The organism is Methylomonas sp. (assembly GCF_023228165.1).
Classification (GTDB): Bacteria; Pseudomonadota; Gammaproteobacteria; order Methylococcales; family Methylomonadaceae; genus Methylomonas.
Genome location: NZ_JALOBS010000003.1, coordinates 217,327 through 238,131, shown reverse-complemented (window position 1 = coordinate 238,131; position 20,805 = coordinate 217,327). Strand labels below are relative to the sequence as shown.

At 54.4% G+C, this 20,805-nt stretch carries 18 protein-coding genes; 10 read left to right on the top strand and 8 right to left on the bottom strand.

All coding sequences use genetic code 11. From position 1 onward, the window contains the following. Window positions 1-59: 59 nt before the first annotated feature. Window positions 60-473, bottom strand: a complete 414-nt coding sequence (locus tag M0R33_RS03765) for a TM2 domain-containing protein (RefSeq protein ID WP_292565273.1) — start codon at window positions 471-473, stop codon at window positions 60-62. Here M0R33_RS03765 and M0R33_RS03760 point away from each other — a divergent pair. From M0R33_RS03760 to M0R33_RS03740, 5 genes are all read left to right on the top strand, one after another. Next, the gene (locus M0R33_RS03760) at window positions 472-702 is read left to right on the top strand and encodes a hypothetical protein (protein ID WP_292565270.1); all 231 of its coding nucleotides are present in this window, start codon (window positions 472-474) and stop codon (window positions 700-702) included. The genes M0R33_RS03765 and M0R33_RS03760 overlap by 2 nt on opposite strands. Window positions 703-759: 57 nt before the next feature. After that, a complete protein-coding gene (locus M0R33_RS03755) occupies window positions 760-1,119 on the top strand; it encodes a hypothetical protein (RefSeq protein ID WP_292565267.1) in 360 nt (119 codons plus the stop codon). Window positions 1,120-1,248: 129 nt separating this feature from the next. After that, window positions 1,249-2,538, top strand: a complete 1,290-nt coding sequence (locus M0R33_RS03750) for a TolC family protein (RefSeq protein WP_292565264.1) — start codon at window positions 1,249-1,251, stop codon at window positions 2,536-2,538. Next, window positions 2,531-3,958: an efflux RND transporter periplasmic adaptor subunit gene (locus tag M0R33_RS03745; RefSeq protein ID WP_292565261.1), complete on the top strand. Its 1,428-nt coding sequence runs from the start codon at window positions 2,531-2,533 to the stop codon at window positions 3,956-3,958. Before M0R33_RS03750 ends, M0R33_RS03745 begins: the two co-directional genes overlap by 8 nt. Then, on the top strand, window positions 3,951-7,100 hold the full coding sequence (locus tag M0R33_RS03740; protein ID WP_292565259.1) for a CusA/CzcA family heavy metal efflux RND transporter: 3,150 nt from the start codon (window positions 3,951-3,953) through the stop codon (window positions 7,098-7,100). The genes M0R33_RS03745 and M0R33_RS03740 overlap by 8 nt, the downstream gene beginning before the upstream one ends. Window positions 7,101-7,179: 79 nt before the next feature. On the opposite strand, the gene cobT is transcribed toward M0R33_RS03740, so the two are convergent. From cobT to M0R33_RS03715, 5 genes are read right to left on the bottom strand one after another with little or no spacing between them, the layout of a single operon-like run. Next, window positions 7,180-8,223 carry a nicotinate-nucleotide--dimethylbenzimidazole phosphoribosyltransferase gene (cobT, locus tag M0R33_RS03735; RefSeq protein WP_292565256.1) on the bottom strand — a complete coding sequence of 348 codons (1,044 nt, stop codon included), beginning with the start codon at window positions 8,221-8,223 and terminating at the stop codon, window positions 7,180-7,182. Further along, window positions 8,224-8,745 carry a bifunctional adenosylcobinamide kinase/adenosylcobinamide-phosphate guanylyltransferase gene (gene cobU, locus M0R33_RS03730; protein WP_292565254.1) on the bottom strand — a complete coding sequence of 174 codons (522 nt, stop codon included), beginning with the start codon at window positions 8,743-8,745 and terminating at the stop codon, window positions 8,224-8,226. Further along, window positions 8,738-9,178 carry a universal stress protein gene (locus tag M0R33_RS03725; RefSeq protein ID WP_292565251.1) on the bottom strand — a complete coding sequence of 147 codons (441 nt, stop codon included), beginning with the start codon at window positions 9,176-9,178 and terminating at the stop codon, window positions 8,738-8,740. Before M0R33_RS03725 ends, cobU begins: the two co-directional genes overlap by 8 nt. Window positions 9,179-9,185: 7 nt before the next feature. Continuing rightward, the gene (locus M0R33_RS03720) at window positions 9,186-9,698 is read right to left on the bottom strand and encodes a hypothetical protein (RefSeq protein WP_292565249.1); all 513 of its coding nucleotides are present in this window, start codon (window positions 9,696-9,698) and stop codon (window positions 9,186-9,188) included. 3 nt (window positions 9,699-9,701) lie between these two features. Continuing rightward, the gene (locus M0R33_RS03715; RefSeq protein ID WP_292565246.1) at window positions 9,702-11,591 is read right to left on the bottom strand and encodes an ATP-binding cassette domain-containing protein; all 1,890 of its coding nucleotides are present in this window, start codon (window positions 11,589-11,591) and stop codon (window positions 9,702-9,704) included. A gap of 556 nt (window positions 11,592-12,147) precedes the next feature. On the opposite strand from M0R33_RS03715, the gene M0R33_RS03710 reads away from it, so the two are divergent. Both M0R33_RS03710 and M0R33_RS03705 read left to right on the top strand, forming a co-directional pair. Beyond that, entirely contained in the window at window positions 12,148-12,318 is a 171-nt protein-coding gene (locus M0R33_RS03710; RefSeq protein WP_292565244.1) for a hypothetical protein, read from the top strand. A 149-nt stretch (window positions 12,319-12,467) separates the two neighbouring features. Next, window positions 12,468-12,986 carry a transposase gene (locus M0R33_RS03705; protein ID WP_292565241.1) on the top strand — a complete coding sequence of 173 codons (519 nt, stop codon included), beginning with the start codon at window positions 12,468-12,470 and terminating at the stop codon, window positions 12,984-12,986. Between the two features lie 123 nt (window positions 12,987-13,109). Here the strand turns inward: M0R33_RS03705 and M0R33_RS03700 are convergent, their stop codons facing one another. Both M0R33_RS03700 and hemF read right to left on the bottom strand, forming a co-directional pair. Then, the gene (locus M0R33_RS03700) at window positions 13,110-15,278 is read right to left on the bottom strand and encodes a zeta toxin family protein (protein WP_292565239.1); all 2,169 of its coding nucleotides are present in this window, start codon (window positions 15,276-15,278) and stop codon (window positions 13,110-13,112) included. 132 nt (window positions 15,279-15,410) lie between these two features. Continuing rightward, a complete protein-coding gene (gene hemF, locus M0R33_RS03695) occupies window positions 15,411-16,325 on the bottom strand; it encodes an oxygen-dependent coproporphyrinogen oxidase (RefSeq protein WP_292565238.1) in 915 nt (304 codons plus the stop codon). Between the two features lie 100 nt (window positions 16,326-16,425). Between hemF and M0R33_RS03690 the strand changes: the two genes are divergently transcribed. From M0R33_RS03690 to polA, 3 genes are all read left to right on the top strand, one after another. Next, complete coding sequence (locus M0R33_RS03690; protein WP_292565236.1) at window positions 16,426-17,013, top strand: DUF3365 domain-containing protein; 588 nt, start codon at window positions 16,426-16,428, stop codon at window positions 17,011-17,013. 294 nt (window positions 17,014-17,307) lie between these two features. Next, window positions 17,308-17,748, top strand: a complete 441-nt coding sequence (locus M0R33_RS03685; RefSeq protein WP_292565234.1) for a hypothetical protein — start codon at window positions 17,308-17,310, stop codon at window positions 17,746-17,748. 292 nt (window positions 17,749-18,040) lie between these two features. After that, entirely contained in the window at window positions 18,041-20,797 is a 2,757-nt protein-coding gene (gene polA, locus M0R33_RS03680; RefSeq protein WP_292565231.1) for a DNA polymerase I, read from the top strand. Window positions 20,798-20,805: the final 8 nt, after the last annotated feature.

Below are 20,805 nucleotides of genomic sequence, written 5' to 3'. Positions count from 1 at the left end.
AATCGAATTTGATTCACCTTCTAGTCATTGCATACGCGTACAGGCTTTAAACGTATGCATTATTTTAAATGCCGACCCTTGGCATCCTTGTAGATATGTCCGGTAAAAATCAAGACGCCTTCGATAAAGCCCCAAACTACCCCGAAACCGCCGGTTAAATACGTCACCAGAATCTGAGCAATACCTATACCCCAAAACCCCAAATAAATACGGTGCAAGCCGATAGCGCCGAACACGATACCGAGCAATGCAGCCACAATGTGACTTTTAACCGGCTGGATGTCAACAAGATAGGCACCGACCGGACCGATTTCGGTGATTTCGCCATGTTCGTGATCAAAATCCACATCGTCTCCTTCCTTAGGAGGCTCGGTGGCAGTCCATTGGTCGATATGAAATTCGTAAAATTTACCTTCGTGCTTCACTACTCCGGTTTGACAGCGTTCGTCGTAACTTTCTATATGTCCAAGCATGCCTGATTTTCCTGTTGTTATATGCCATCCGCCCACTAAAGTCCGGATAGACTTTATTTTTCGAGGAGTTATTGTAATATTTCAAATAAATCCCTACCCGCGCCGAAATGGCAGCGGTATAGAGATGACCTTTTCGACCCAATCAGGGCACATTTTACCTAAACCTGAGAAATGGCATATAAATGTTCGTCAACAAGTTGCTGCTTGCATTGTTTTCTTTGCAGAATAAGCTTACGATTTGAAATAGATATACCGTTACCAGTTTCTATTTTTTAAAGACCTCCGCATGCTCAACCGCCGAATAATCACCATACTCATGCTGCTGACGGCTATCATGCCTGTCGCGGCGGCCTATGCGCATCATTCGGCTGTCGGGCCGCGCTTTTCGATGCCGCATGGCGTCGCGGCAAGCAGTCTTGCCGCAGACACCAGCAACAACCCGGCGATTGCTCCGGGCAAGCACTGCCAACCCGATAAGGCCCGCCCCAGAGTCTGTCATTTTCATATCTGCCTTGATTGCGCCGTTACTGTGTCCTTAGTATTTGATTGGGCTCGGGATTCCGCGTTTTATAATACATTGCTGAAGCCCGACTCCCTATCCATTGTTCCAGCTCCGGTTATAAAGCCGCCCATTTCCGACCTCTAACCGGTTTATAGCCGCCTGAACGCCTTTTCACTTGATACCCATCAAGATAAAGATCTGTTCAGTGTGTTATTGCTGTGCCGCGCAATCGCCAAGATTGCCGTTGCTATTACGTGAATTTAGAGGTTACAAATGCCATCCGTTTCACAATTAAGCCGTTATTTCCGAATAATCGTACTAATGCTGGTTTGCGGCACTGCCACCAGCAGCGAACAAAGCGTTTTAACCCTGCGGGCAGCCACGGACAAAGTCGTGCGCGACAGTCCCGATCTTGCGCAAATGCTGGCCCGAGCCAACGCCATGGCCGCCATTCCCTCTCAGGAGGGCAGCCTGCCCGACCCCATCATCAAGTTCAACGCCATGAGTCTGCCGGTGGATAGCTTCAATACCCGGCAAGTCGATATGACGCAGATCGGTTTCGGGATTTCCCAAGCCGTCCCCTTTCCCGGCAAACTGGCCCTGCGCGAACAGGCCGCCACTTATTCGGCACTTGCCGCCACACATACGGCGGACGAATTGCGCCTGCGCTTATTGAGCGACGTCAAAACGCTATGGTGGCTGGTTTTTTATCTGGACCGGGCCCTGGAGACAGTCGATAACAACCACAATCTGCTCAAGCAGTTTGTCGATATCGCCAGAACCAAATACGAAGTCGGCGAAGGCTTGCAGCAGGATGTGTTACTGGCCCAGCTGGAATTATCCAAGCTGTTGGACCAAAAAATCACTCTGACCGGCATGCGCAAAAGCAGTTTGGCAAAATTGAATGCCTTACTGGATCAACCCGCCAATGCCGCCACGCAATTACCGGCTGCGGTCGATATACAGCTACCGACGCTAAAACGGGAAACCCAGCTATATCAACAGGCAGAGAACAGCAAACCCTTGCTGGCAGGGGAACGCCAGGGAATACATGCCGCGGAATCCCGTCTTGATGCGGCAAAAAAAGACATTTTGCCCGACTTTAATCTGGAAGCAAGCTACGGTGCCCGCGCCAATATGCCCGACGGCACATCGCGCTCCGATTTATTAAGCCTGGGTGTAAGTCTCAACGTGCCGATTTTCGCTGGCAGCAAACAAAACAAAGCCGTGGATCAGCGCACCAGCGAGCTAATCCGGGAAAAATACGCGTTGCGGGACCAATGGAATAATGTCAGGGCGCAAATCAGCCAAGGCGTCAGCGATTATCAAAGCGCCAAAGACCGATTCGTGTTATTCGATACCGGCATCATCCCGCAAGCAAGGCAAACCGTGGCCTCGATGCTGGCCGGTTATCAAGTCAACAAAGTCGATTTCCTGAATCTGGTGCGCAGCCAGATCTCCCTGTTCGAATTCGAAACCCAATACTGGAAAGCCTTTACCGAAGCCCAGCAAGCGCTGGCGCAAACCGCGCTGGCCGTGGGCGAGGACGATATTTATGAATAAACCGCTTTTAATAGCCGGCCCCATTATCCTGGCGGCAGGGCTGGCGGGAGGCTATTGGCTGGCACAACCGCCACAACAACCGGCGCCAGAGAAGGCCGCGCAACCCTTGTTTTACCGCAGCCCGATGAACCCGGAAGCGACATCGCCGCTGCCGGCCAAGGACGGCATGGGCATGGATTATTTACCGGTTTATGCCGACGACAGCGAATCCACAACACGGCGGATTTTGTTTTACCGAAATCCGATGAATCCAACAATCACCTCTCCGCTGCCGGCCAAAGACAACATGGGCATGGACTACCAGCCGGTTTACGCGGATCCGGAAGCGGAAAACGGTTCGGTGGCCGGTACCGTCAGAATCGATGCGGTAACCGTGCAAAACATGGGCGTGCGCACCGCAATCGCCAAAATATCCTTGCTATCGCATGTAGTGCGGGCGGTCGGCCGCATCGCCTACGACGAGGAGCGCATAGTCCGCTTGCACCCCAAAACCGAAGGCTGGATAGAAACCCTACGGGTGGATGAAACCGGGCGATGGGTGAAACAAAACCAGGATTTGCTGAGCATTTATTCGCCGCAACTGGTAGCCAGCCAGCAGGAATACATACTGGCCTTGAATAATCTGAAGGTATTGGAAAAAAGCCCGATTGAAGACATCCGCAGCGGCGCTGTAGATTTGGTGAATAGCTCTCGGGAACGCCTGAAACTGCTGGACGTGCCGGCCCACCAAATGCACGAGTTGACCGTCAGCCATGCCATTAAAAAAAGCCTGCATATTCACACGCCGGCAGCCGGCATCGTCATCAACATCGGCGCCCGCGAAGGCCAATACGTGACACCGGAAACGGAACTTTACATGATTGCCGATTTATCCAAGGTCTGGGTGTACGCGGATGTCTATGAATACGAACTGCCCTGGGTGAAAGAAGGCGATCCGGTGGACATGCGCTTGGCCGGGGTACCAGGCCGTACCTTCAAAGGGCATCTAGCTTTTATTTATCCGTATGCGGAAGCCAAGACGCGCACGATTAAGGTGCGCATGGCCTTCGACAACAGCGAACTATTGCTAAAGCCGGATTTGTTTGCCGATGTGACCATCCACGCCGGCAAACAGATCGACGCCGTAGTGATTCCCTCCGAAGCGATTATTCGTTCCGGCGCGCAAACCCAGGTATTTGTGGTGCGCGGGCCGGGCAAATTCGAACCGCGCCTGGTGACCACCGGGCTGACCTCCAACGACGAGGTGGCCATTGTCGACGGACTCGATGCCGGCGAGGAAGTGGTAACCTCCGCGCAATTTCTGATCGACTCCGAATCCAATCTACGCGAAGCCACCGCCAAAATGCGCGAACCGTCAACGCCGCCGCCCGTCCAGCCGAACCGGCTGGAAATGGAGCAGGGAGCGCATAAGCATGACTGATTTCATCATCAACGCCGCCCTGAAAGACCGCTTTCTGGTGTTGCTGGGCGCCATTATGCTGGCCCTGGCCGGGCTTTGGTCGTTTAACAACATGCCGCTGGATGCGATACCGGATTTGTCCGATGTACAAGTAATCGTGTTCACGGAATATGCCTACCAGTCGCCGCAAGTCATCGAAGACCAAATCACCTATCCCTTGACCACCGCCATGCTGGCGGTGCCGCATGCCAAGGTGGTACGGGGTTATTCCTTCTTCGGCCTATCGTTCGTGTATATCATCTTCGAGGACGGCACCGACATGTACTGGGCCCGCACCCGGGTACTGGAATATCTCAACTACGTAAAAGACCGGCTGCCGGCGGGAATCACTCCCACCCTGGGCCCGGACGCCACCGGGGTGGGCTGGATTTACGAATACGCCTTGGTGGACAAGACCGGCAAACACGATCTGGCCCAACTGCGTTCGATTCAGGACTGGTATTTGCGCTATCCGTTGCAGACGGTGCCCGGCGTATCGGAAGTGGCGTCGGTCGGCGGTTACGTCAAACAATATCAGGTGGAGGTCGATCCGAATATTTTGCAGGGCTATCAAATACCGTTAGCCGGGGTTATCAATGCCATCAAGCGCTCCAATAACGATGTCGGCGGGCGCTTGTTTGAAATGGCCGAAACCGAATATATGGTGCGCGGTCTGGGGTATATCAAATCCATCGCCGATCTGAATACCATACCGGTGGGCGTGGACGCCAACGGCACGCCGATCCGCTTGCAGGATGTGGCCCATGTGCAGATCGGCCCGGAATTGCGCCGCGGCATCACCGAACTGAACGGCGAGGGCGAAGTGGCCGGCGGCATCGTGGTAATGCGCTTTGGCGAGAATGCCCTGGCGACGATAGCAGACGTACGCAAAAAACTCGCCGAGCTTAAAAAAGGGCTGCCGGCAGGAGTGGAAATCGTCACGGTTTACGATCGCGGCCATTTGATCGAACGCGCGGTCGACACGCTGAATGAGGCCTTGATTCAGGAGCTGATTATCGTCTGCGCCCTGGTTGCCTTGTTTTTGCTGCATCTGCGTTCGTCCATGGTGGTCATCCTCACCCTGCCGCTGGGCATCCTGATGGCCTTTATCGTCATGAAATGGCAAGGCATGAACGCCAATATCATGTCCTTAGGCGGCATAGCATTGGCCATTGGCGATATGGTGGATGGCGCCGTGGTCATGGTGGAAAATGCCCACAAGCATCTGGCTGCCGCCGTTGAAAAAAAACAGGCCAAACTGACCGAAAAGGAACGCTGGCAAGTGATCGGCGCGTCCTCCCGGGAAGTGGGAAGTGGTTTGTTTTTCTCGCTGCTGGTCATTACCGTCTCATTTCTGCCGATTATCACCATGCAAGCCCAGGAAGGGCGCTTATTCAGCCCGCTGGCCTTTACCAAAACCTACGCGATGGCGGCGGCGGCGATATTGACGATTACGCTGGTACCGGTATTAGTGGGTTATTTTGTGCGCGGCAAGATCGTTCCCGAACATCGCAACCCGATCAACCGGTTTTTACACCGGATTCACGGACCGGCGTTAAAACTGGCCATGCGCTGGCGAGCCGCGACCATCTTATTGGCCATGCTGCTAATGGCATCCACCCTCTATCCGATTTCCAAAATCGGCAGCGAGTTTATGCCGCCGCTGGATGAAGGGGATATTTTATACATGCCCTCGACCTTCCCCGGCATATCGATTACCAAGGCCCGCGAGGTGTTGCAGCAAACCGACAAGATTCTGAAAACCTTCCCCGAAGTCGAACAGGTATTCGGCAAAGTCGGCCGGGCGGAAACCGCCACCGACGCAGCACCGCTAATGATGGTGGAAACCACCATCAAGCTAAAACCCCGGGAGCAGTGGCCGGACCCCAGCAAAACCACCAGACAACTGATGACCGAAATGGACAACGTCATCCATTTTCCCGGCTTGGCCAACGCCTGGACCATGCCGATCAAGACCCGCATCGACATGCTGTCGACCGGGATTAAAACCCCGGTTGGTATCAAAGTGTCGGGACCCGACCTGAAGGTTTTACAAAAGTTATCGCTTGAGATCGAACAGGTCATGAAGACCATCCCCGACACCTTGTCCGCCTACGGCGACCGGGCTGTCGGCGGCTATTATCTGGATTTCGATATTAACCGGGAAGCGGCAGCGCGTTATGGTCTGACCACCGGCGATGTACAGGATGTAATTCAGAGTGCGATTGGCGGCATGAATATCACCGAAACCGTGGAAGGGCTGGAGCGTTATCCCGTGAATCTGCGCTATCCGCGCGATCTGCGCGACAGTGTGGAAGCCTTACGGCGGGTGTTAATCCCCACCCCCACCGGCAGCCAGATTCCATTAACCCTGGTAGCCGAGATTCGATTTAGCCGCGGCGCGGATGTGATTAAAACCGAAGACGCCCGCCCTAATGCCTGGATTTATGTGGATATCAAAACAGCCGATATCGGTGGTTTCGTCAAACACGCCCAACAAACCCTCCGCGAGTACGTCGAACTTCCGCCAGGGTACACGCTTGCCTGGTCGGGCCAGTTCGAATACATGCAGCGGGCGGCAAAACGCTTAAAAATGGTGGTGCCGATTACCTTACTGCTGATTTTTATCCTACTGTATTGCTCGTTCCGCAATGTCACCGAGCCGGCTATTGTCATGCTGACCATCCCTTTCAGCCTGATCGGCGGCATCTGGCTGGTATATTGGCTAGGATTTAATCTCTCGATAGGCGTCTATGTAGGCTTTATCGCCCTGGCCGGCACCGCCGCGGAAACCGGCGTGATGGTGCTGAGTTTTATCGATATCGAGATGGCGAAATTGCGAGAACGGAAACAGGCACCGCTGACATCGGCTGAGATTATTGCCACGGCGGAAGCCGCCACTGCCTTGCGGGTGCGGCCGGTGGCGATTACCTCGCTGGCCAACATCGTCGGCTTGATCCCCATCATGTGGGCCACCGGCACCGGAGCCGACGTCACCCAGCGCGTCGCGGCGCCGGCGATGGGCGGCATGTTGACGGTGTTGATCCTCAGCCTGCTGGTGTTTCCGGTGGTGTACAGCTTGGTGTTGCAGATGCAGGAAAAACGTAAGTTTTCGGCTACTTAATCAATCTCCCAATTATGCCTCGTTCACAAACAGGCGTTATAAGCGCTGAAAAACCTCCGGATAATGCCTTACTTTCGAGTTAAAGGCCGGCGCTGATCCGGGCTTGCGAAAAAGTGGCCATTTCATTATGTAAGCGGCAGGCCATTTGCAGCACCGGAACCGCCATGACCGCGCCGCTGGCTTCGCCCAGCCGCATGCCTAACTGCAAAATCGGTTCGGCGGCCAGCGCATCCAGCACCTGTTGATGGCCTTTTTCCTCGGAACGATGGCCGTAAAAAAACCAACACCGGCAGTCTGGATTGATTCTGGCGGCAAGCAAAGCCGCCACGCTGCTGATAAAACCGTCCACCAGCACCGGCAAACGCTGCTGAGCGGCGCTGATATAGGCTGCGGCGAGAGCGGCGATTTCGAAGCCGCCCAGCGTTTGCAGCACCGCCAGCGGCGTAGTCAGCCGTTGACAGTGAGTTTGCAAGGCTAGTTGGATGACCGCCGCCTTATGCCTGATTTGCCCGGCGTTCAGGCCGGTACCCGCACCGGTAATCTCGTCGGCCGGCACGGCCAATAACGCCGCCGCCATGGCGCTGGCGCTACAGGTATTGGCTATGCCCATTTCGCCGCCGATAAAAATATCGGCCTTCCCGACCAGCGCCCGGCTGACGGCAGCTCTGCCCGCCGCCAGGGCAATCTGCAGTTGCGCCTCGCTCATCGCCGGCTTGATTTTGAAGTTTTCGGTACCGGCACCGGCCCGTTGCCTAATCACGCTGGGCAGCTCGACGGGATTAAGCAACCCCACATCCACCACTTCAAAGTGGGCATTGAGCTGTCTGGCCAGTACATTGACCGCCGCGCCGCCGGCAGCGAAATTTTTCACCATCTCCGCTGTCACGGCCTGCGGAAATGCCGACACGGCTTCGGCGGCGATACCGTGGTCGGCGGCAAAAATACTGATATGGATGTTATCCAGTGCCGGTTGGTCGCGGCGCTGCAAGGCAGCCAGCGCAACCGCTAGCTGTTCCAGCCTGCCCAGCGAACCGGGCGGCTTGGTGAGTTGCGTTTGCCTGTGCAGCGCCCGCCGGTAAAACTCCGCATCGGGGGCAGCAATCGGTAGGAAAAGTGTTTGCATTTATTTAAGCCGTTGCGGCAAACCGGCGGTGACCAACACCACCCGGCCGCAAATTCGCGCCAGATCCTGGTGCAAAAAACCGGCTTCGTCGACGAAGCGGCGGGTCATGGTATCGGCCGCCACCACACCCATACCGACTTCGTTGCTGACCATGATCACTCGGCCCCTGCAATCCCTCAGCGCCGCCAGCAAGGCGGCGCGCCGGGTCGCAAACTGCTGCTCCTGGATGCTGCCGTGCCGATCGAACAACACATTGCTCAACCACAGCGTCAGGCAATCTATCAACAGGCAGCGTTCGGGATTGGCGTGGGTTTGAATGGCGGCAGCCAATTCAACGGGCTCTTCCAGGGTTTGCCATTCGGATGGCCGCCGTTGTTGGTGATGGGCGATACGAGCCCGCATTTCGGCGTCACCGGCTTCCGCGGTGGCCAGATAAAGCACCGGTAATCCGCAGTGAATCGCTTGTTGCTCAGCATAACGGCTTTTACCGGAACGCGCTCCGCCCAACACCAGTTCAATCATCGGTCAGGCGCACCGCCAATACATCGCATTTGGCATGATGCAAGACGCCGTTGGCGGTGGAACCCAGCAGCAAAGCCAAACCATGCCGGCCATGCGAACCCACCACGATCAAATCCACGCCGTTTTCTTCCGCTACCCGGACAATTTCCATTTTGGCGCTACCCATTTCCAGCCATTGCTGTTGTTCCGGTACGCCCAGTTCGATGCCCATTTTGCCCAGCCGTTCCTTGGAGGCATCCAGCCATTCCTGGGTCAGATCGACATCGAACGGAATCGGCCCATAGGCGGCATCGGTGATGGGCAGGTTTTCCACCACATGCACCAGACTCAATTTGGACTGATTGCGTTGCGCCATATCCAAAGCCTTGCTCGAGACCTGTTTGCCGTGTTCTGAAAAATCCACTGCCAATAAAATATGTTTATAGTTATTCATAATCACCTCATTGCGGAGAACCGGTAATTTCCGGAAACAGCGCCGCCATTATTTGGGACGACAACATGATATACAAAAGCGCCAGCCCCAAACCGAAAAACAGGGAGCGGTCCAACGCGTGCCGTATGATATGCCCGCTGACCAGCCAATGCCACAACACTAAAGCCAGCATGGCAAAATAGGCCAAATCGTTGGCATGGGTATTCAGGGTGGCAATGGCGGGCAGGGCGAAAAAGCTGATCACCACATCGGTGCCCAGCATGGCCGCCAGGGTTTGCGGAAAGCGGGCGATTTTGCCGGACGTATACAACAACGGCCAACTGAACAACACGATCAGCCCGAAATCCACCCCGATCTGTAGCACCGCCGTCGAGTGCGCGCTATTCAAAAATAAAATCAAATAATTAATCGCCACATAGGCCGGCAACAACAGCCGTAACACAAACGGCGACGCCGGTACGTCCTGCGGGCCTTTTTGGAAGGTGGCGATCTGAAAAAACAACAGGATCAACTCATACATGTATTACTCCGCTTGGGACAGATTTTCTTCGGCAGCCATCCAGTCGAGTTCGGCCTGTTCCAGCGCGTCATCGACCTGGGCTTTCCGACTTAACAGTTTTTTCAATGCGTCCTTGTTTTCTTCGCTATAAATAGCCGGATCGGCCAATTGCTGTTCCAGTTCCTGCTGGGCCTTGTGGTATTTTTCCACCGCCGCCTCGGCCTTTTTTACCGCATCCAGCAAGGGTTTCAGGCGCTGGCGGCGTTCGGCATCCTGCTTGCGCTGATCCTTGCGCGATAGGTTATTGCCGGCGGCAGCTTGGGTATCCGGCTCCTCGCTGCCTTTCTTTTGTTCCGCCAGCCATTGTTTGTAGTCGTCCAGGTCGCCATCGAACGGCTGCATCTTGCCGCCCGCCACCAGCAATAGCTGATCGGTCACCGAGCGCAGCAAATGCCGGTCATGTGAAACCACCACGATGGCGCCCTGGTATTCCTGCAAAGCCACGCTCAAGGCATGGCGCATTTCCAGATCCAAATGGTTGGTCGGCTCGTCCAGCAGTAGTAAATTGGGGTTTTGATACACCAATATCGCCAGCACCAGCCGGGCTTTTTCGCCACCGGAAAATGGCCCGATGGGGTCGTTGACCTTGTCGCCGCGAAAATCGAAACCGCCTAAAAAATTCCGCAAATCCTTTTCCAGCGCCTGCTTATCCAGTTGCTGCAAATGCCACAACGGCGATTCGTCCAGCCGCAATTGCTCTAATTGATGCTGGGCGAAATAGCCGATATGCAAATCCTGCGCATTGGTTAACTTACCACGCAATGCCGGCATTTGCCCGGACAACACTTTGATCAGGCTGGATTTACCGGCCCCGTTCGGCCCCAGCAAACCGATGCGGTCGCCGGGCGCAATGGACAGCGAGGCGTTATGTACCACCACGTTTTCGCCATAGCCGATGTCGGCTTCTTCCAGTTTGATTAACGGATTGGGCATTTTTTTCGGCGGCGGAAAACTGAAGCCGAACGGCGAATCCACATGGGCCTGGGCAATCAATTCCATCCGCTCCAGCGCCTTGATGCGGCTTTGGGCCTGACGGGCTTTAGTAGCCTGAGCCTTGAATCGATCCACGAAGCTTTGAATATGGGCGATTTCGCGTTGCTGCTTTTCGAATGCGGTTTGTTGCTGGGCCAGTTTTTCGGCCCGCATCCGTTCGAAGTCGGAATAGTTACCGGTGTAAATCTCGGCCTTGTTTTGTTCGATATGCACGATGTGGTCGGTGATGGTATCCAGGAAATCCCGGTCGTGCGAGATCAGCAACAGGGTGCCGGGGTATTTCACCAGCCAGTCCTGCAAATAAATCACCGCGTCCAAATCCAAATGGTTGGTGGGTTCGTCCAGCAGCAACACATCGGAACGGCACATCAAGGCCTGGGCCAGATTCAAGCGCATCCGCCAGCCGCCGGAAAACGAACTGACCGTCCGGCTTTCCTGTTCGGTGCTAAAACCCAAACCGTTCAACAACCGCGAGGCGCGGGATTGTGCCGTGTAGCCGCCGGCATGCTCCAATGCCACATGCAGCTCGGCCAGTTTCAGGCCGTCATGAGCCTGCTCGGCATCCTGCAATTGCCGTTGCAAGGCTCGCAACTCGCGGTCGCCGTCCAGCACGTAATCGATGGCCGAACATTCCAGCGCCGGGGTTTCCTGCGCCACATGCGCCACTTCCAGATTCGGCGGCATGGAAAACTCGCCCTCGTCGGCATGCAACTCGCCGCGCAGCATCGCAAACAGACTGGATTTGCCGGTGCCGTTGGCTCCGGTCAAACCGATCTTCTGGCCTTTATGAATCGTGAAAGAAGCCTCGCTAAACAGCAAACGGCTGCCGCGACGAATGGCGATATTTTTGAAATTGAGCATGGTGTCGGTTAAAAAACGGTTGAATTGGGGTCAAGGCAGTTAGCCCGGCAATGCGGAATTTTAACGCGGCCGGGTTTTTCGGGTGCGATGAATTTTGGCGGGGTTGGGTTGTTATGAGGAATGGCTGTCTGCTAGGCTTTGCGGCATAGCTGGGGTGATAGACCACCTTTCAAAAAGCCCCGACCTGCTTTTTGGGCCGCCTGAAATATTGTTTTTACTCGCCCGTCAGGTTTTTTTATGCAAAATCTCAAATTTACAATTACTTACATTTTGTCGGCCTTTTTAGACGACAAATGCGCCAAAATATAAAACAAGTTATGTTGCATATATCATTTTAGGTGCCTCAATGCCAACGATACCCAAACATTGGAGCTACTTTCTAGTCCGGTAGGTCACGTTGCCGCAATCGCGGTTACGTGACAATTCGGAGCTCATGGCGTTGAATTTGTCAGGGAACGCTATCGCGCACCCTGACCTACGTTCTAAACTACTGGGGTTGGTTATTTTGATAGCATCACACCGAGTATGATTTCAAAATTCACAATTGAGGGTAAACATGAAGGCCACAGTTCAGTTACACAACGGCGACGAACGCACATACGAACAGGCGGATCACGTTGCAGAAAAAGACAAGTATTCTATTTACATCTATGGTGAGGACAATCGAGTTTTAGCTATCCTCAATAAGGACGATATTAAAAATCTTCTCACAGATGAAACACCATAGCCCGGTAGGTCACGTTGCCGCGATAGCGGTTACGTGACAATTCGGAGCTCGTGGCTTTGAGTTTGTCAGGGAACGCTATCGCGCACCCTGACCTACGTTTGGTTTATATTCGCGGCTTCTTATTATTTCAAAATGTTCCCTGAATACCCATGACCGAAATTCGCAGATACCCCGCCGACAACCGACCGGTTTTCATTACGGCGGTTTGTCATCAACGAAAGCCTATCTTGGCGAATGCGTCGGAAAAGGAATTGCTGCTTTCAGTAATGCGGGAGGTAAAAGCGGAAATGCCGTTTCGGCTGTTAGCTTATGTGATTCTTGACGATCATCTTCATTGGCTGATCAAGCCGGAACCGGACGTTGCGTTTTCAGCTATTGCGCAGTCGGTCAAACTGCGTTTTACCCATCGTTACAAACGGGCGCAAAACTTAACCCAACCCGTCAAGCTTTGGCAACGGCGGTTTTGGGACCACCTGATTCGCGATCAAGACGATGTGCATCGTCACATGGATTACATTCATTACAATCCCGTAAAACACAATCTGACCAGCGATCCTGCCAGCTATGCATGGTCGTCATTTATAACCTACCGAGCCAAGGTCAGCTATCCAAGCGGCTGGGGCGCTGCGCAGCCGCCCGACGGCATAGAAAACCTGAATTTCGAATAGCCTTAGCGGCAGGCGGCCCGAATGGATCTTTGCGGATCGGGTTAAAAGTATCTTCCCAATTGATTCCCGTATTTCGCTGCGCTGCATACAGGCTACCGATTGCGATTTTTAAATTACCGGGCCTTACTCCACCGTGCCCTGCAGGCGGGTAACCCAGGCCTGTTTGGCCTGCGGGTCGACATGAAAACCCAGCGCCCAGGGTTTATGCAGCAAGCCGTCCTCGCCGGAGGCATTGGGGTTGAGCTGGCGTTTTTGCACGAAATCCACCATGCGCCTAAGATTGTAGATGGCCAAAACCCGGTTGTGCTCGCTGCCCCGATACACCAAATAGCCGACATTGTCCTCGCTCAAAGACGGGTTGCGGTCGATCAGGGCCTTTAAGGCACCATCGTAATGCTGGGCCATATTTTTCAACACCGAGTCGTGATGGCGACTCATGATGGTTTTAAAATGCGGCGCCAAGCTGCCGGCAATTTGTTGCTCGTGCAGATGTTCGATGTCTTCGTCGTACATTAAAAAACTTTCCGCCACCAGATAATGCTGGTCGCGCTCGCCGTCGTTGGCGAATAGCGACAGTTTCGCCAGAGCGTTGTCTTGCAAAGCCAGCAGAAAAGCCTGCGGCGACCGGATGTGCTTGTCTATGGTCACCACCCACGGCAGGGCGCGGCCGGTGGCTTCGTAGCGCGACTTGACGCTACCGATCACGCCGGCCCGCGACAATTCTTCTTCCCGCCCGGCCGGTTTGACCAAAAACGCATCCACGGCGGTGATTTGGGTATGAAAGCCGGCGCTTTGAAACTGGCTAATCACGGTTGAATAACGCGGTTGATACGGAATGCCGGTACCGTCGTATAACAGGTTGATGCGATTCTGGCGGGCATGGTCGGCCACCAAGTCCCGCAAACGGTTGGCGAACGGCTCTACATAGACGTAATCGTCGCTATGGTGATTGGCGGCGGTCAGCAGGCAGTACAGGTCGCTAAGTTTACGAAACTCGTCCAGCGAGGCCACCACAAAATTGTCTCCGCACTGTGCGCGGGCAATTTCCTCCACCGCGGTTTTACCGGCCCCGGCCCCGCCCATGCACATGAAAAGTTTCGGCCTATCGACGGCGGTTTTACCGTTAAAAATGTTTTTTAGCGCGGTTTGCAAAGCCAGGTTGATTTTACCCAAGCGTTTATAGGCAATTTCTATGGTGCGTTGCAAACGGCTTTCGCCGTAGGTGGCCGCCAGCATTTTGTGTTTTAAGGCCGGATTGTCGGCCAGCACAAATACCTTGGCCTGTTCGCCGGCAAATTGCCTGATCAAATCCAGCAGCTCGGCATGACTGGGCGGACGCAAGCTGGTCAGCATGTTGATGTCCAGGCAGAACAACGGCGCCACGCCGTCCCCGCGAATCGGGATGGCGTCGATTTCGGTTTTGCCGGGCGCGCGCAAATCCTCTGTGCCGGGCAAATAACCGATGATATGCTCAGATACGCTTAACGAGTTATCGGCAAAATGCTGACCGGTAATAAATTGATCGACCTGAATACTTTCCAGCGGCACCAACCCGCCGGTAACGGTAACCAGGCAATCGATGCCATCCGCTGTGGTATGGGATAAAAACGGAATCCCCTGCAAAAAACGCTTGTTTTCCGGCCATTTGCCATAGCCGTTGGCATTGTTGATCAGACTATGGGTGCGGGTGGGATCGAGTGCATGACTAAACCCTAGGGTGATGTCGGCATGGTCGCTGTCCGGATCGTGCAAGGCAACCGCATCCGCATGCGTCAGACGGCGAAAGTCTATGCCTTGTTCGTATACGGCTTTGAAAGCCGGCAAATTTCCCAATGCGGTAATAAAAAGATCCAGGGTAATGCGATTGCCGAAGGAGTAGGGGCGAATGACTCGTAGTTCCTGATAAAAACTGGCCAGACGGCCGGCAATGTCGTCGCATTGCATGACAAAACCGTTGTTGTCGAAAATCGCACTGTCCTGATTGCTGTCGCCATCCAGCACCAGGCGTTCGATGGCAATCCGGAAGCGTTTGCGCTTTTCCTTCTCCAGCATGGTACCCGGCCTGTGGTTGACCGTGATCTGCTCCTTCCAGTCGCTGAACATCTCCCGATGGATACGGGTGTACAATTCGGTCATGTAGGTGACGCGCTTGGTCTGGTCGTGGGAGACGGTGGATTCCAGTTCCTGCAGCAGCCGCGACAACAGCCGGCTGCCTTGGGCGATGGCTAAAGCGGTTCGTAAACGCTTTAACTGCCGGTAGCCTGGTATACCTCGATTCGGGTTTCGGTTCATGGTTATCCCTCTGCATTGCTGGCCCTGCTCTTGAACGGCGGGCTCCGCTGGTTTTAATAATTTTTATGCCGGCCTTTTCCTTGGCCCTTTTTGCTAGCTAATGGCCGCACCGCGCCGGCCCATGCTGCGCCATTACATGTTCAACCAATTTTGCGGTTTCAAATAGCTGTCGTAAAGTTCCGCTTCCGGGCTGCCCGGCTCCGGTTGCCAATTATACTGCCAGTGAGCGACCGGCGGCATGGACATTAAAATCGATTCGGTTCTGCCGCCCGATTGCAAACCGAATAAGGTGCCCCGGTCATAGACCAGATTGAATTCGGCATAGCGGCCACGCCGATACAGCTGAAAATTGCGTTCCCTTTCCCCGTATGCAGTATTTTTGCGCTTTTGCACAATCGGCAAATAAGCCGGAATGTAGTGATTGCCGACACTTTGCATGAAACCGAATGCCGAGGCGAAATCCGGCTCGCTCAAGTCGTCGAAAAACAGACCACCGACACCGCGAGTTTCGCCGCGATGTTTCAGGAAAAAATACTCGTCGCACCATTTTTTATAGCGGTCATATACGTCCGCGCCGAAAGGCTGGCAAGCCTCGCGGGCGGTCCGGTGCCAATGCACCACGTCTTCCCGGAACGGATAAAACGGCGTTAAATCAAAACCGCCGCCGAACCACCAGATGGTGGGTTCGGCGTCTTTTCTGGCGACGAAAAACCGCACATTGGCATGCGAGGTGGGCACATAAGGGTTGCGAGGGTGAATCACTAATGACACCCCCATGGCTTCGTATTGGCGATTGGCCAATTCCGGGCGTTTAGCGGTCGCCGAAGGCGGTAAGCTGAAGCCGGAAACATGGGAAAAATTCACACCGCCCTGCTCGATCACCTCGCCATTCGCCAACACCCGCGTGCGCCCGCCTCCGCCTTCTTCGCGCCGCCAGGCATCCTCCACGAAGCGCGCCTTGGGTTCTGCCGTTTCCAATGCTGCGCAAATTTGATCTTGCAAATTCAGCAAATAATGTTTGACTTGGGTAATATCGTTTTCGGTCATGATAAGGCTGGGTATTGTCGGTGATCGTCTAAGCGGGCGAAACTAACAGCTTTTGCAGGGCTTGCGCAAATTTTAGCGCCATCAGGGTGAGGAGAAGGCCATGAAATCAAAGTTTACCTGTCGTTTGTTACCGTTGTTGTTCGTTGCGGCGCCGGTGCTGGCTGTTGCCGCCGATAATTCGGACTATTTACAACAAAGCCGCCGGATTGCGCAGACGTTCATGCAGCGTTTAGGCGGCACTTTGAAAAGTCAATTGGCAAGCGCCGGTCCGGCCGGGGCGATCGGCGTTTGCAAACTGGTCGCGCCGGCCCTGGCGGCGGAATATTCCCGGGACGGTTTTCTGGTCAGCCGGGTATCGTTGAAAACCCGCAATCAGACGCTGGGCAGCCCCGATGCCTGGGAGCGTAACATGTTGGAAAAATTCGACCGACAACAGACGCAAGGCACCGCGCCGACGGAGATCAGCGAGGTGATCGAACAGGCCGATGGCCGCTGGTTTCGCTATCTGAAAGCCATACCGACCCAGCCCATGTGCCTGCAATGCCACGGCCAGCCGGCTGACATGACCTCCGAAGTCAAAACAATGTTAGCCAGGGAATATCCGCAAGATCAAGCGGTCGGCTACCGAGTCGGCGATATTCGCGGTGCCATCACTATCAAGCGCAAGCTGGGGGATGCGGACGAATAAGCGGTCATTATGAGTGCGCGGGATGGCATACATGAGGGTACTCTTTCGAACCAGCCCGGTAGGTCACGTTGCCGCGGTTAGCGGTTACGTGACATTTATAGCCATGAACTTCGATTTTGTCAGGGAACGCTCCGCGCACCCTGGCCTACCGTCTGTGCGCCTAAAAATCCAGGTGACAGCTGTGATTTTTCCGATATCATCGCATTGTGAGCCGAAGGGCAACAGACCGAGGAAGTTCTTAACCAGCGTTCAAGCATTTTAAGCTATAGCTGACCAACAAGTGGGAGAGAAAAGATGGCGTTTGAAGCAGATTTTTACATTCCGGAAAACATAATCGGGTATACGGGAGACGTTGACCAAAAACCGACGGTGTATTTTAAGCGGGTTGAACCAAATGGGACGATAACCTTCGGACATATTACTCAAAACTGGTTTGACGGGACGTTCGGTAAAAGTAATAGTCCTAACGTCGGCAGAGAAGTGTTGCGGAACGCCGACGACTACACCATCGAGAATGTGAATGGCGCCATGCTGGAGCAAGCGCCCAGTATCGGCTTCCGTCATCCGTCGCGAAACCAGATCACCTTGCTGGATAGAGCCACGAAAGCAAGTACCCGCTATAAGTTGGGTCTTGCAATTGCAAACTTCACCTGTCAGAAACATTGGGAACGTCTCACGGCAGACGAACAAGAACAATTCACTAATGGCGCAAAATACCTTTATAGCAATGAATAAAGGTGTCATAAGCTAGGTAGGTTACGTGACATTTTAAGCCGCGAACTCCGATTTTGTCAGGGAACGCTTCGCGCACCCTGACCTACAGGCTCCGGACTCGGACGGCATGCCGGCAATACAATGGGGCTGTTCATCACGGCAAACCATTTTATGCGGGTTATTTTTAAGCTCATGACCAACATGGCATCAACAAAACTTTAACCGTAGCATTGTTTGCAAAAGCCATTCTTTGCTTGCAGCTACCGGGCTCGAACTGTATCGTTGCCGATTTGAACATTATGCCGCAACCCGCATGTCCGAACATTCCGCAAACAAACTGATTCTGGTCGACGGCTCGTCGTTTTTATTCCGCGCCTTCCATGCCGTGCCGCCCTTAAGCAATGCCCAGGGCCTGCCGACCAATGCCGTTTACGGCGTCTCCAACATGCTGCGCAAACTGCTCAACGACTACGACACCCCCTATGTCACGGTGGTGTTCGATGCGCCCGGCAAGACGTTTCGGCACGATTTATACGATCAATACAAGGCGCACCGGCCGCCGATGCCCGACGATTTGCGGGTACAGATTCAACCCTTGCACGAGCTGATCCGCTCGCTGGGTTTACCGTTAATTATCGAACATGGCGTGGAAGCCGACGATGTGCTGGGCAGTCTGGCGCAAAATGCCGCCCGCCAAGGCTTTGAAGTGGTGATTTCCACCGGCGACAAGGACATGGCGCAACTGGTTACCGAACAGATCACGCTGGAAAACTCCATGACCAATACCCGCATGGATATTGCCGGGGTGGAGGAAAAATTCGGCGTCAGACCGGAGCAAATCATCGATTATCTGGCCCTGATGGGTGATGCGGTGGATAACATTCCCGGCGTGCCCAAGGTCGGCCCGAAAACCGCCGCCAAATGGCTGCAACAATACGGCACGCTGGACAACCTGGTCGCGCATGCCGACGAAATCAAAGGCAAGATCGGCGACAATTTGCGCGAGGCCTTGCCGCAACTGCCGCTGTCGCAGGAATTGACCACCATCAAATGCGATGTGGCGTTGCATTACAGCCTGGCCGATTTGAAACGCCGGGAACCGGATATCGCCGCCTTGAAACAGCAACTGGGCAGCCTGGGTTTCAACAGCTGGTTGAAGACGTTGAATGGCAATGGCTCACCCCCCTCTACAGCCGGAGAGAGTGAGAAAAAAACTTCTTACCCTGCTTCCTCAACGGAGCAGGAGCCGGCTTCCGCATTAAGCCGCGATTATCAAACCCTGCTCAGCCAGACCGATTTCGACGGCTGGCTGGCAACACTTCAACAAGCCGAATTGTTTGCTTTCGATACCGAAACCACCAGTCTGAATTACAGCGACGCGGAGATCGTCGGCGTCTCGTTTGCGGTAACCGCCGGGCAGGCGGCCTATGTACCGTTGGCACACGATTATCCGGAGGTGCCGACTCAACTGGACAGACAGACCGTGCTCGACGCTTTACGGCCGCTGCTGGAAGACCCTGACAAACCCAAACTGGGTCAAAACCTGAAATACGATGCCCACGTGCTGGCTAACCACGGCATCAGCCTGCGCGGCATCCAGCACGACACCATGCTGGAGTCTTATGTTTTAAACAGCACGGCCAGCAAACATAATATGGACGATCTGGCCAAGCATTATCTGAGTGTCGAAACCATTCATTATGCAGATGTGGCGGGCAAGGGCGCCAAACAGATCGGCTTTCAGGAAGTACCGATCGAACAGGCCGGCCAATACGCGGCGGAGGATGCCGATATCACCCTGCGCTTACATCAAACCCTGTCGGCCCAATTGCAACAGCAGCCGCGTTTATGGGATTTGTACCGGGAAATTGAAATTCCGCTGATCGATGTGCTGGTACGCATCGAGGCCAACGGGGTTTTGATCGATAACGCCATGCTGGATCAGCAAAGCCTGGAATTGGCCAGTCGCATGGCAGGCATAGAGCAGCAGGCTCATGATCTGGCCGGCTCGGCGTTTAATTTGGGCTCGCCGAAACAAATTCAGGAGATCTTGTACGACCGTCTAAATTTACCGGTACTGAAAAAAACCCCCAAAGGCCAGCCGTCTACCGACGAATCGGTATTGCAGGAACTGGCGCTGGATTATGCCTTGCCCAAGCTGATCCTGGAATTTCGCGGCATGAGCAAGCTGAAATCCACCTATACCGAAAAACTGCCGCAACAGATCAACCACCGTACCGGCCGGGTGCATACCTCTTATCACCAGGCGGTAGCAGCCACCGGACGCTTGTCGTCGTCCGACCCCAACTTGCAGAATATTCCGATCCGCAGCGAAGAAGGTCGCAAAATACGCCAGGCATTTATCGCTCCGCCGGGTTACAAAATCGTCGCCGCCGACTATTCGCAAATCGAATTGCGGATCATGGCGCATTTATCCGGCGATGCCGGTCTACTGGCGGCATTTTCGCAGGGGGTGGATGTACACAGCGCTACCGCCGCCGAAGTATTCGAAGTGGATCTGGATCAAGTTACCCATGATTTACGCCGCTCCGCCAAGGCCATCAACTTCGGTTTGATCTACGGCATGTCGGCTTTCGGTCTGGCTCAGCAACTGGGTTTGTCGCGGAATCAGGCTCAAGCTTATATTGATCTATACTTCAGTCGCTACCCCGGAGTGAAACAGTATATGGATAACATTCGCGAACAGGCTAAACAGCAGGGCTATGTAGAAACCATTTTCGGCCGCCGCTTGTATTTGCCGGACATCAATGCCCGCAATGCCGCGCAACGCCAATATGCCGAGCGCACCGCCATCAACGCGCCCATGCAAGGCACTGCCGCGGATATTATCAAACTAGCCATGATTGCCTGTGATGCATGGATTCGTGGTAGCGGCGCCGATCTAAAAATGATCATGCAAGTGCACGATGAATTGGTGTTTGAAGTGGCCGAGCCGCAACTGGCCGATTGCATGGCCAAGATTCGCGACCTCATGTCGGCCGCGGCCGATTTGCATGTCCCGCTGCTGGTGGAAGTGGGTTACGGCGAGAACTGGGACCAAGCGCATTAAACGGGGAA